Genomic DNA, 12,517 nt, shown 5'->3' with positions numbered 1-12,517 from the left:
ATGAGCCCCTGCGTTCGCAGGGGCGACAGTGAGCAAGGATCACGCGCTGCGCAAAAATACGAACTCGGTGTCGTCATAGGCGCGGCGTTCGAGTTCGGTGAAGCCTTCAGGCACCTTGAACGCGGCCTTGGCTTCCTCGACGACCAGCAGCGCCGATGGCGTCAGCCAGCCGCCGTCGCGCAACGCGGCCAGCGCCTTCTCGGCCAGACCCTTGCCATAGGGCGGGTCGAGGAACACCAGCGAGAACGGCTCGACCGGATGCGCAGGACCGAGATTGGTGGCATCGCGGCGGTAGACCTTGGTGACACCGCCGAGGCCGAGCGCCTCGACATTGTTGCGCAGCAGCGCCCTTGCCTCGGCGCCGTTGTCGACGAACAGCGTGAACGCCGCGCCGCGCGAGACAGCCTCGATGCCGAGCGCGCCGGTGCCAGCGAACAAGTCGAGCACGCGCGCGCCGTCGATCGGATCGTCGTAGGCGTGGACGAGGATGTTGAACAGCGCCTCGCGCAGCCGATCCTGCGTCGGCCGAATCTCGCGCGACGCAGGCGAAGCGATGTTGCGGCCTCTCAGCCGTCCACCGACGACACGCATCGCAACGCCCTACTCGTCCTGCGGCGTGATATCGCGCTTGCCGTGATAGCCGCGCTTGGGCCGCCGCGGCGGGCCGGGAAAGCGCGCCTCGGCCTCGTGGCGCTCGCGCGCCTCGTCGCTGCCGGTACGCTGGACCAGCACGCGGCGGCCCTTGCGATCGGCGACCACCTCGCGCTTCGGCTTGGGCTTCGGATCCGGCAACGGCTCGCGATTGCCCTTGCCGGCCGGACCGAGATCGGCGCCCGATTGCGCGATGACCTTCTCGCCGAGCTGCTCGCGCAGAACTCGCGTCTTGACCTCCTGCACCTCGCCCTCGGGCAGCTCCAAAAGCTGGAATGGGCCGTAGGAGACGCGGATCAGGCGGTTCACCTCGAGGCCGAGATGAGCGAGCACGTTGCGCACCTCGCGGTTCTTGCCCTCGCGGATCGCAACCACGAGCCAGACGTTCGCACCCTGGTCGCGTTCGAGCGTGGCTTCGATCGGTCCGTATTTGACGCCGTCGACCTCGACGCCTGCGGCGAGCTGATCGAGCTGCGCCTGCGTGATCTCGCCATGGGCGCGGACGCGATAGCGCCGCGTCCAGCCGGTGTCCGGCAATTCGAGCACGCGCGCCAGGCCGCCGTCGTTGGTGAGCAGCAGCAGGCCCTCGGTGTTGAAGTCGAGCCGGCCGATCGAGATCAGCCGCGGCAGGCCCTCGGGCAGATTGTCGAATACCGTCGGGCGACCCTCCGGGTCGCTGTGCGTCGTCATCAGCCCGCGCGGCTTGTGATAGAGGAACAGCCGGGTGCGCTCGCGCTCCGGCAGCGGCGCGCCGTCGACCTGGATGACGTCATTCTCGGTGACGTCGAGCGCGGGCGAGTTGATGACGCGGCCGTTCACCGTCACGCGGCCCTGCGTGACCATCTCCTCGGCGTCGCGGCGCGAGGCGAGGCCGGCGCGGGCCAGCACCTTGGCGATGCGCTCGCCCGCCTTCTTCGGCGCGGCCGGTTCGGCCGCAGCGCGGGCACTGCGCTTGTCGGTCTCGGGCTTGCGTTCGCGATAGGCGCCGCGGCCGCCGAACGCCGGACGCTTGGCGAAGACCTTGCTGTCGTCTTCATTCTCCCGGCGCGGCCGATCGCCGAAATCGCCGCCGCGGCGCTCGCTGCGCGGATGCTCCTGCCAGTCGGTGCGGCCCTCGGGATGGCGACGCGGCTTGTCGAAGCCGCGGTCGTCGCCGCGATCACGCGGACGATCGAATTTCGGCCTGTCGAACTTCGGCTTGTCGAACTTGGGACGATCCTCACGGCTGCGCTCGGTGCGCGGCCGGTCAAAGCTGCGCCCGCCTTCTCGCGACGGACGCGCACTGCGCTCCGGACGATCTCCCTCCGCGCCGCGCTTCTGCCACGGCTTGCTCTCGCCACGGGCCGGACGATCACCAAATTCCTTGCGCGGACCACGCGGTCCGGCCCCGAACTTGCGCTCTCCACGATCGCCATCAGCACCGCGGGAAAACTTCCTTTCGCCGCCGAACTTGCGCTCCGGCCGATCGCCGCTGCGCTGCGGACGGTCGCCGAAGCTGCGCTCGGTGCGCGGCCGATCGCCGCGATCACGCGCGCCTTCGCCGCGCGGCGTATAGGGCCGCTTGTCACCGTCACGCTCGCGCGCGGCGTAGGGCTTGCGCTCGCCGAACTTGCGCTCGGACGATCGCCCGGCAGGACGAGCCTCGTCGCGACCAGTGCGCGGCGTGTAGGGACGCTTCTCGCTGCCCCGCTCGTCCCGATCGAATTTGGGCCGGTCACCCCGCGGCTTGAAGGCGCGCTTCTCGCCATCGCCGTCCCGCGCCGGGCGAGCGGCATAGGGCCGATCGCCACGCGGCCGCTCATCGCGGTTGAACCGTGGCTTGTCGCCAAAGGATTTGCGCGGCGCATCGCCCTCGTCGCGGCGGCGCGGCGCACGGCCCTCGTCGAAGGAGCGCTTGCCCCGGCCCCCCGCTTCCTTGTCGCCGAAGCCGCGCTTGGCGAACTTCTTCTCCGGCCCGCGCGCGGCGCCCGAGCGTCCCTTGCCGCCCTCGGACCGCCCCCGCGGGGCGCCGCCGCGGCGGCCGCGGGAATCGTTGTCTTTGTCGGTGGTGCGGGGCATGAAGGTCTCACTTCGAGGTGCAGGACGAGGCGTGAACCGCGCGCTTCTGAAGCAGCGCATGTCACGCAGGAAATCGGGGTCCGGTTGTGCTGAAGGGCGATCCAGTAGCAGACTTGGGCGGGCGTGACGAGCCATGAACGGCCCTTCTTTCATGGATTTGGCGCTGAAAGCGGCCGAATCGGCCGCACTTTCCGGCGAGGTGCCGATCGGCTGCGTCGTGGTGCGGAACAACGCGGTCATCGCCACCGCCGCCAACCGCACTTTGACCGACCGCGACCCGACCGCACATGCCGAGATCCTGGCGCTGCGGCAGGCGGCCCAGGTCGTCGGCAGCGAGCGGCTGGTCGAGTGCGACCTCTATGTCACGCTCGAGCCGTGCACGATGTGCGCTGGCGCGATCTCCTTCGCGCGCATCCGACGGCTGTATTACGGGGCGGCCGATCCGAAGGGCGGCGCGGTCGAGTCGGGTGTGCGCTTCTTCACTGCGCCGACCTGCCATCACGCGCCGGAGGTCTATTCGGCTGTGGGCGAGCAACAGGCGGCGCAGATGCTCAAGGAGTTCTTCAAGGCGCGGCGATGAGGCTCGGTCAGCCTATGCAGCCGCCTCGTTGCGCAGCGCGCGAAAGCTCATGCGAACAGGGAGGCTGGAGACGCCGCTCATGAAGGGCGACCGCACCCGGCGCACCCGCCCGGCCAGTTCGATCCGCTCGGTCCGGCGCAGCAGTTCCGCAAATAGCACCCGCATCTGCATCCGCGCCAGCTGCAGTCCCATGCAGATGTGCGGGCCACGGCCGAAGGCGATGTGCGGGTTCGGACTGCGATCGATCCGGAACGCGCCGGCATCCTCGAACACGGCCTCGTCGCGATTGGCCGAATGGAAGAACAAGGCCAGCGCATCGCCTTCGCGAATGCGCTGCCCCGCGACCTCGGTGTCGCAGACCGCGGTGCGCATGAAGTGCCGCACCGGCGAGGTCCAGCGCAGCATTTCCTCGATCGCCGGATCGAGCAGCTCCGGCTCGGCCCGCAGCCGCGCCATCTGCTCGGGCGCTGCAAGCAGCGCCGCCAGGCCGCCGGCCAATGCGAGCGCCGTCGTATCGTGGCCCGCCGTGACCAGCAGGATGAAGTAGGAGATCAGCTCGTAATGCGGCATCGCTGCGCCATGCGGCGCGGCATGCGCAATCAGGCTGGCGAGATCGTCGCGCGGCTGGGCGCGCCGATCGGCCACGACGGCTTCGAAATAATCGCGCAGCGCCAGCATGGCCGTCCGCATCGTATCGCCCGGCGACTCGGCCAGACGGCGCTTCGGATCCTCGGCGCCCACGAAGGCCTGGGCCAGCCACGCAAGCCGGGCATCGTCGGCCTCCGGCGTGCCCAGCATGCGGCCGATCACCCGGAAGGTGAAGGGCAGCGCCACGTCGCCTGCGAAGTCGCAACTGGCCCCGCGCGCCGCAACCCGGTCGATGATCTCGGCAGCCCATTGCGACAGCCATGTCTCCATCTCGCGCAAGGCCGACGGCGCAAAGGCGCCCTGGATGATGCCGCGATAAACGCCATGATCCGGCGGATCCATCTCGGTCAGGCCGCGCACGAGTTGCGGCTTACCGGTGACACGCTGCAGCACGGCCTCGGAGGTCTCGCTGGCAAGATAGGTGCGCGGGCCCGCGGCAAACTCATTGCTCCGTGTCTCGATCGAGACAATGTCGGCGTAGCGCGTGACAGCCCAGAACGGACGAACGCCCGAGCGTTCGACCCAATGCAGCGGCGCGCGCTGGCGCAGCCGCGCGCAGGCGCGTTCCAGCCGCGTTGGATCAGCGTGACCTCGCGAGGAGATCAGCACGTCCACAGCGCGCTCGATGGCGGCGCTGCGGCGATCTGTCTGCGAGGATAGCGACGGAATAGCCGACATCAGTGCGAGGGCCCCGCTTGCGACGGAGCGGCATCGAGGCAAGCGGCGCACCAGGAGCGTGAACTCCTTCATGCCGTAGTTGCCGATGACCTCGACGGCCGCCGCAAACTCCTGCTCGCAGTGGGTGGCCCAAACGTCCGGCGTCGTGCGATACAGGCGCGCCTTGGCAGGATCGCCTTCCTGCTCCTCGTCCGCGGCAGCTCGCATGAAATTGACGGCAAAGCCGCGCCGGCTGGTCGCGAACATGCGCTGCAACATGGCCTTGATGTAGCCTTCCCAGGCGTCGCGCGAATAGCCGACATTGACGTTCATGATGCCGGAGGCGACCGAATAGTCGGCGATGCGCGGGCTTTCCGCCGCCACGATGAAACGTCGCTGCGGGCCGGCAAAGCGCCGACGGGCGCGGCTGATCATGGCGCGCGACAGATCGATGCCGAGATAGTCGATCTCGCACGCCGGATAGCGCGCAGCCAGGAACGGCACCAGCGCGCCATAGCCGCAGCCGATGTCGTTGAGGCTGAACGGCGCAGACGCATCGCAGAGCTTCATCAGCTGCACGAAGCGCAGGCCCTGCGTCGCTTCGCACGACCAGTCGACGCCGCGCGGCGTCGCGCCATGACGCGCGACGCACGCTGTGTAGTAGGCATCGACGTCGGAGCAGATGGCTTCACCAGAAGGAGCCTCGTGTCCGACGACGCTGCCCGAGGTCCCACTCATTTCTTCTTGCCGCGCTTCTGAACACGCCTGGTGCGCGCAACCTCGGCCAGATTCTGACGCGCCTCCCGCCCAGGAGTGGTCGGTATCGAAACGATCACGTGCGTTTCGAGCGAGAAAACGACCGGACGGCCTTGCGTAACCGTCACCCGAGGATCGTCCGCTGCCGAATGGCAGACGATCGAAACAGGCAAGGGCTTCTCGGATTCGAGGTCGTCCTTGAAAGCACGGATGACACGGTCGTGACCATTCACGCCATCATGATCCGACGGATAGGTCCTGAGGTGTTCCAAGAAGCGGTACCAGCGGCGACGCTCAGTCCAATCCTGCGGCACGATTCCCAGCAAGGCGAAAGACTGCTGCAAACCATGCTGCAGGGAAAAAACTCCGAACTCGCGCTGCAGCTCGACCATCTCCGGCAATGCTTCGGCCTCGAAACGCCTATTCAACTGCACCAAAATATCGAGTGTCGTACTGTCTTTAATCATCATCCCCATGTGCCCAGCCCTCCTAATAACGCTTCATGGAAAGCGGGCATACTGCACGGGTCATCTAGTACCTTCAAGGGACGATCGGCACGCTATCAACATGGGTCTGTAGATCTCGGCACCGGAGACGTCCAGCAGGCGCTCGGCGTCGAGCAGCGAGACGAAAGCTGCTGCGTCGTTGCGCAAGTCGGAATCGGTCGCGCTGACCAAACATTGCAGCAGCACGGCATGGAGTTCGCCGATCCGATCAGTCCTGCGCCGGGCGATGACGCTGGCTTCCTCAGCAACATCGAACGCGCCACGCAGGTCTCCTGCGCGATACAGGACGTCAGCCAGATCACTCATCATGCGCGCCTCGAACTCGAGGCCTGCTCTGGCGCGCCTCGAGTACTCGATCGCCTCCCGGAGATCATACGCAGCGTGAGTGAAATCGCCTGCGGCCGCCCGGGCAAGACCAGCCCCCGCCAACGCCTGCACACGAATATACGGCATCCCCGACGCTTCAGAGATCTGAAACAGTTCGGCCGAGTGCAGGGCTGCGGCCTCAGCACGATCTTGGCATCGCGCAAACTCGATTGCAGCGAAGTGTGGGATAAAGCGTATGACGGGAGCCAACTGTTCGGGAGGGGTGTTCAACAGTTCGAAAAGCTGGATTTCAAGTTCGGCGAAACGGCCGAGCTGCACCAGGATTCGCGTCTTGAGGCATTTGATCCAGTATTCGACATCGAACCCCAGGATCTGATTTGGCGTCAGACCCAGGGTCACATTACTGTCAAAACCACCTTGGCTGGCGATCGCCTCTTGGGCCGTGTCGGCCGCCGCCAGCGCTTCTCGTGCCCTGCCTGACATAAGAAGTGCCTGCGCCAGCATGGCGTTGACAGTCGCGTAGCGGCCGACATCCCCCTCCTCCGAGGTCAGCTTGACCGCGTTCTGCACGAGGTTAACGTAGTCGTCGGCCGCGCCCGTCGATGCGAGGACGCGGCCGTAAGCGCCGAGCAGGATCGGCTCATGCATCTTGTCGGAGGAGCGGGCATAGCGCAGCGCCTCCTCAGCGAAAGGCCTCACCTCCTCGGCCGAGATGCCCTCGCGCCATCCGCAGTTGAGGATCTGGCCGCTGGCCAGGGCGCGCAGGCGATCGACGTGCTCTGACGGCGGCAGCGTCTGCAGCATGGAGCGGATCTTTTTCCAAAGCCGCAGCGCCTCCGCCGTGTTGGTGCGGCCGATCCAGCGCGCCGCGCGCTGCAGATGCTCGACGGCCTGCATGGTCTGGCCGGCGAATTCGTAATGCGAGGCGATCAGGGCGGCGAACTCGTCCTGCGTGCCCCAATCCAGCGCCTCGATCGCCTTGGCCACGGCCACGTGCACGCCGCTCAGGCGCGAGCGCAGCTGCATGGCATAGGCCACCTCCTGGATCAGCGGATGGCGGAAGGCGAGCACGCCCATGTCGAACGGCGGCAGATCATAGAGAAGATCGGCATGTCTCAGTTGTGCGAGCGCGTCGAACAGGTCCGCCTCGCTGAGCCCGACGACCGGCTTGAGCACGGCGAGCGCGACCGAGCGGCCGATCACAGCCGCTGTTTCCAGGACGCTCTTGGCGGTCTCGCTCAGACGGTCGATGCGGGCCGCTACCACGGCATGCACCGTCGGCGGCAGCGGAATCGGGCCGATCCCGCCCTTCAGCCGATAGGCGCCGCGCTCACCCTCGAACCCGCCGCTCTCGGAGACCGCGCTCGCCAATTCCTCGAGGAAGAACGGATTGCCCTGAGCGCGCTCGACGATATCGCGCGCCAGCACCTCCAGCGAAGGATCGTCACCGAACACCCCGCGCAGCAGCTCGCTTGCCTCCTCGGAGGCCAGCGGGACGATGTGCAGTTCGTGAAATGGGACCTGCTGCATGAAGGAGGCGGCGAAACCCGGCCTGTAGTTCACGACCAGCAGCGTCTTGGTGCCGATCGTGGCCTCCGCGAGCGCCTCGACGAACTCCTCGCTGGCCTCGTCGATCCAATGCAGATCCTCGATCATGATCACCATGGCGCCATCAGCCGGCGCGGCGCGGAACAGCGTCTTGAACACGTTCAGGAGACGGGTCTTGAACACGCCGGGATCGAGCCGGAGCGCCGGACGTGACGGATCGGCGAGGTTCATGAAGTCCAAGAGCAGGACCAGCGCCGTGTCGGGCATGGCAATGGCTTCGAGCCGGTCGACCACGCGCTGGCGCGACACCTCCACCGGCTCCTTCGGCCGGATGCCGAAGAAGTCGCGCAGCAATTCGAGCACCGGCTGGAACGGGGTGGCGCGGCCATGCGCCAGCACGCGCGCCTCGTAGACGCGAATGCCCTGGCGGCGACAGTGCTCGGCGAACTCGAAGCACAGCCGGCTCTTGCCGATGCCGGCCTCACCCACAATACCGACGACAGCGCCGCGCGCCGCCGGGACGTCGTCGAGCTCGCGTTCGAGCACGGCGAGCTGAGCGTTGCGCCCGATCAGCGGCAACAGGCGCTGGCCGCTACGGAAGACGTCGCTCGCCGGCGCACTGAGGCGGCCGATCAGCTTGTAGATCGACACCGGCGAGGCAATGCCGCGCAGCGTGTGGGTGCCGAGCGGCTCGGCTTCGACGAACTGCCTGGCGCCGGTGTAGGTTTCCTTGCTGATCAGGATGGTCCCGGGCTCGGCCATGTGCTCCAGACGATTGGCCAGATGGACGTTGGCGCCGGCCGCGTCGTAGGTCTGGTACATGCTGTTCTCGACGACCTGGACGATCACCTCGCCGGTGTGCAGTCCGACCCGGACCTGCAAATGCGGGTCGGCGAGGCGCGCGATGGAGTCCTGCATCGCCAGCGCGCCGAGGCAGCCGCGAACCGCATGATCCTCATGCGGCACCGGCGCTCCGAACAGGGCCATGACGCCGTCGCCCTGCGTCTTGTTGACGACGCCATCATAGCGGTGAACCGCCTCCTTCATGAGGTTGAGCACCGGGTCGAGCCGCTGCATCGCGAGCTCGGGATCGCCGAGGCTATCGATCAGCTGAGTGGAATCGCGGATGTCGGCGAACAGGATGGTGAGACGCTTGCGTTCTCCGCCCTTGCTGCTCAGCGTCCTCAGGACGCGCTGCGCCGCCTGGTCGGGCGGAGCCGGCCGGCCGGGCAACGGCGCACCGCATTGGCCGCAGAAGCGATTCGACGGGCTGTTGGTCTGGTTGCAAGCCTCACATCTGAGGCCGAGCGGCTCGCCGCACCGGTCGCACGAGGCTCTCCCTGGCTGATTCTGCCTGCCGCACCGCGCGCATTCCATGGCCCCTCCGTTCCACGGCGGAACTGATTCATCCCATCACGGCATGAGTCTATGGAACTGCCACAATTCTCGCGGGAAAAATAGCCTTGTGGGGCCGAAGGCGGCGATCACGATGCTCAGCCCTGAGCGCTTTCCTGCGCCACCGCCTGCCAGGCAATGTCGCGCCGGCAGAAGCCGTCGGTCCATTTGATGCGGTCGACGGCCTGATAGGCCCGCGCCTGAGCCTCGGTGACGCTCTTTCCCGACGCGCAGACGTTGAGGACGCGTCCGCCATTGGCGAGAATGGCGCCGTCCTTCGCCACCGTGCCGGCGTGGAAGATCTCCACGCCCTCGATCCGCGCGGCGTCGTCGAGCCCCTCGATGACACCGCCTTTGGCGTAGTCGCCGGGATAGCCACTCGCGGCCATGACCACGGTGACGGCGGCGTCGGGAAACCAGCGCAGGTCGAAATTCTTCAACTGTCCGTCGCAGGCGGCCAGCATGGCGGGCACGAGATCCGACATCATCCGCAGCATCAGCACCTGACATTCCGGATCGCCGAAGCGCACATTGTATTCGAACAGCTTCGGCCCCTGGGCGGTCAGCATCAGGCCGGCATAGAGAATGCCCTTGAACGGTGTGCCACGCGCGTTCATGCCGGCGATGGTCGGCTGAATGATCTGATTCATGATCCTGTCATGAATCTCCTGCGTGACGAACGGCGTCGGCGAATACGCCCCCATGCCGCCGGTGTTCGGTCCCTGGTCGTGATCGAACACCCGCTTGTGATCCTGGGCGGAGGCCAGCGGAATCGCGGTCTCACCGTCGCACAGCGCGAAGAACGACACCTCCCGACCTTCGAGAAACTCCTCGATGACGACCTCGGCGCCAGCGACGCCGAAGCCGCCCTCGAACATCATCTTGATGGCGTCCTCGGCCTCGGCAACCGTCTTGGCCACGACGACACCCTTGCCGGCCGCGAGCCCGTCTGCCTTGACGACGATCGGAGCGCCGTGCTCGCGGACATAGGCGAGCGCCTCGGGGGCATTGTCGAAGCGGCAGTAGGCGCCGGTCGGGATCTCGTATTCGGCGCAGAGATCCTTGGTGTATCCCTTGGAGCCCTCGAGCTTGGCGGCGAGCCTGGACGGGCCGAACGCCTTGATGCCAGCAGCCTCGAGATCGTCGACGATGCCGGCGGCGAGCGGCGTCTCGGGGCCGACCACCACCAGATCCACCTTGTTCGCCCGGCAGAAGGCGATTACCGCCACATGATCGGCGACGTCGAGCGCGACACATTCGGCCTCCTTGGCGATCCCGGCATTGCCGGGCGCGCACCACAGCTTGGTGAGCAGCGGCGAGCCGGCAATCTTCCAGGCGAGCGCGTGCTCGCGGCCGCCGGAACCAAGGAGCAGAATGTTCATCGTGGATGCCGTCGCAGGGGTGGGCCAATTTGGACGCCCCAATTGCCCGGCCGTCGCTACAGAGTCAAATCATGGCTCGGACGGCTTGACGGCGGCGCCGGCGATGATCTCCTGCAGGCTGGCGACGTGGCGGGCGAACGCCGCCCGGCCGGCCGCGGTCGCCGTCACCGTGGTCTGCGGCTTCTTGCCGACGAAGGCCTTGTCCACGGCGACGTAGCCGGCGCGCGCCAGCGTGTCGATATGGGCGCCGAGATTGCCGTCGGTGGCGCCGGTCAGCTTCTTCAGCCGGACGAATTCCAGCCCGGCCCCGGCAGGCAGGGCATTCAGCGCCGCCATGATCTTCAGCCGCAGCGGCTGGTGGATGATCTCGTCGAGCTCCGCCAAACCGTCAGCTCCGCCGCATCCACAAGCCGCCGAGAACCAGGCCGCCGCCATTGACGAACGCCATCCACAACGGGAAAGCCGCGCCGATGAAGAGGTAGCCGACCAGGGTCAACGCGGTGACGCACAGGCCGAACACCGTGAAGGCCGCGCCGAACCACAATCCGGCAAGGCCGTAGAACAGCATGAAATAGACCGGCCAGAACGCGCCCATTTCACGCGGTCCGAAATGGCCAATCGCTTCGACGAAGAAGCCGAACGCAAAGAACATGACGAAGGCGAGCAGCGCCCGGAGATCGAAGCTGCGGACGCCGGAACGCGCCTTCTCCGTCGCGCCCAACACCACCGAGCCGGCCAGACCGAGGACATAGACCGACAGCCAGGCCTTGTCGGCGTGGTAAGGCGCCAGATAGGTCACGAGATTGCCGGCAAAGACGAGGACGCCCCAGAGGATCATCATCAGGCTCGACAGCCGATAGATCTGCGACTGCCGCACGCGCTTCGTGACATCCTCGATGTCGCTGAGCGCCCGCGCGGCTTCCAGGCTGTCGATCATGCGGCTTGAACCCCTAGCGCGTCGCCACGTCCTCGGCGATCGCGCTTACCGCCTGCGGCGCCGACACGATCTCCATGTGATTGACGCCCGCGATCAGCTTCACGTCAACACCGGGCGCGACGGCCTGCACCGCGCCGGCATATTTGTCGGCGCGCATCAGCTCGTCGTCGGCGCCGGCGATGACGGTCACCGGGTGCTTGGCCGCAGCGAAATCGGCCTTGTAGCCACGGGTCGCGAAATTGCGGAACAGCCGGTAGCTGTAGGTCGAGGCCACGAACTTCTCCGAGTTCGGCCTGACAGCAAAGGCCAGCGCGGGCAGCGCCTCGCAGCATCTCAGGCCGACGCGATCGAGCACGCCGAGCGCGAGGATGCGCGGAATGTCGGGACTGGCCCAACCGCCCGAGTTCTCCCGGTTGGTGGGCGCGTCATAGCCGAGATAGGGCGACAGCAGCACGGTGCGCGCGAACAGGTCCTGAATCGGCGCGCTCGCGGCGCGCAGCGCGAAGCCGCCGCCGGCCGAATGGCCGAGCAGCACGATCGGCTGGGACGGCGCGGTCCTCCTGACCTCTGCGACGAGATCGGCCAAATCGTCATCGAGCTGGCCGAGATAGCCGATGTCGCCGCGGGTGCCTGAGCCGCCATGGCCGCGAATGTCGGGCGCGAACGTGTCGATGCCCCGGGCGGCGAGCCCATCCGCCAGCGCATGCACGGCGACGCTCGAGCCGGAGGAGCCGTGCACGAGGATGGCAACCTTGCCGATCGGCGTCGCCCGCGCCGGATAGTGGCGGTAGGCGAGCTCCGTGCCGTCCCGGGCGCTGAAGCGCTGTAGGGCTGGCATGGTGCTCCGATCGACACGCCCGACGGTCTCCGAGATCGATTTCAGCTCGGGCGGGCGCACCAACGGCGTCGCGATCATCCCGCCCAGAAGAAGGGCAAGGGCCCCGGCGAGGCCAAAGCCCCAACCGATGAGCCGACGCACGATCTTGATGCTTGCCCGCATACCCCTCTCCATCTCCTATCTATTTAGAGAACTCTGTATTACAGAGTTATCGAAAAGGCAACGGCTTGATTG

10 protein-coding genes are annotated in these 12,517 nt (G+C 66.9%); 1 reads left to right on the top strand and 9 read right to left on the bottom strand.

What is annotated here, in order from left to right; all coding sequences use genetic code 11:
• Nucleotides 1-39: 39 nt before the first annotated feature.
• On the bottom strand, nucleotides 40-591 hold the full coding sequence (gene rsmD / locus QW881_RS00855) for a 16S rRNA (guanine(966)-N(2))-methyltransferase RsmD (RefSeq protein WP_315754710.1): 552 nt from the start codon (nucleotides 589-591) through the stop codon (nucleotides 40-42).
• A 9-nt stretch (nucleotides 592-600) separates the two neighbouring features.
• Entirely contained in the window at nucleotides 601-2,709 is a 2,109-nt protein-coding gene (locus QW881_RS00850; protein WP_315754708.1) for a pseudouridine synthase, read from the bottom strand.
• Between the two features lie 133 nt (nucleotides 2,710-2,842).
• Here QW881_RS00850 and QW881_RS00845 point away from each other — a divergent pair, with 133 nt between their 5' ends.
• Complete coding sequence (locus QW881_RS00845) at nucleotides 2,843-3,289, top strand: nucleoside deaminase (protein WP_315754706.1); 447 nt, start codon at nucleotides 2,843-2,845, stop codon at nucleotides 3,287-3,289.
• Nucleotides 3,290-3,301: 12 nt separating this feature from the next.
• On the opposite strand, the gene QW881_RS00840 is transcribed toward QW881_RS00845, so the two are convergent.
• From QW881_RS00840 to QW881_RS00810, 7 genes are all read right to left on the bottom strand, one after another.
• The gene (locus QW881_RS00840) at nucleotides 3,302-5,332 is read right to left on the bottom strand and encodes a cytochrome P450 (protein WP_315754704.1); all 2,031 of its coding nucleotides are present in this window, start codon (nucleotides 5,330-5,332) and stop codon (nucleotides 3,302-3,304) included.
• A complete protein-coding gene (locus QW881_RS00835; protein ID WP_315754702.1) occupies nucleotides 5,329-5,826 on the bottom strand; it encodes a hypothetical protein in 498 nt (165 codons plus the stop codon). Before QW881_RS00835 ends, QW881_RS00840 begins: the two co-directional genes overlap by 4 nt.
• A gap of 51 nt (nucleotides 5,827-5,877) precedes the next feature.
• Nucleotides 5,878-9,108, bottom strand: a complete 3,231-nt coding sequence (locus tag QW881_RS00830) for an AAA family ATPase (protein WP_315754700.1) — start codon at nucleotides 9,106-9,108, stop codon at nucleotides 5,878-5,880.
• Between the two features lie 116 nt (nucleotides 9,109-9,224).
• Nucleotides 9,225-10,508 carry a phosphoribosylamine--glycine ligase gene (gene purD, locus QW881_RS00825; protein ID WP_315754698.1) on the bottom strand — a complete coding sequence of 428 codons (1,284 nt, stop codon included), beginning with the start codon at nucleotides 10,506-10,508 and terminating at the stop codon, nucleotides 9,225-9,227.
• A 69-nt stretch (nucleotides 10,509-10,577) separates the two neighbouring features.
• Entirely contained in the window at nucleotides 10,578-10,892 is a 315-nt protein-coding gene (locus QW881_RS00820) for a transcriptional regulator (RefSeq protein WP_315736575.1), read from the bottom strand.
• 4 nt (nucleotides 10,893-10,896) lie between these two features.
• On the bottom strand, nucleotides 10,897-11,445 hold the full coding sequence (locus QW881_RS00815) for a hypothetical protein (RefSeq protein WP_315754696.1): 549 nt from the start codon (nucleotides 11,443-11,445) through the stop codon (nucleotides 10,897-10,899).
• Between the two features lie 13 nt (nucleotides 11,446-11,458).
• Nucleotides 11,459-12,445: an alpha/beta hydrolase gene (locus QW881_RS00810; RefSeq protein WP_315754693.1), complete on the bottom strand. Its 987-nt coding sequence runs from the start codon at nucleotides 12,443-12,445 to the stop codon at nucleotides 11,459-11,461.
• Nucleotides 12,446-12,517: the final 72 nt, after the last annotated feature.

This window comes from Bradyrhizobium sp. SZCCHNS3016 (assembly GCF_032484535.1).
Taxonomy (GTDB): Bacteria; Pseudomonadota; Alphaproteobacteria; order Rhizobiales; family Xanthobacteraceae; genus Bradyrhizobium.
Note: the sequence above shows the minus strand (reverse complement) of the source record. Positions and strands in the feature narration are given on the sequence as shown.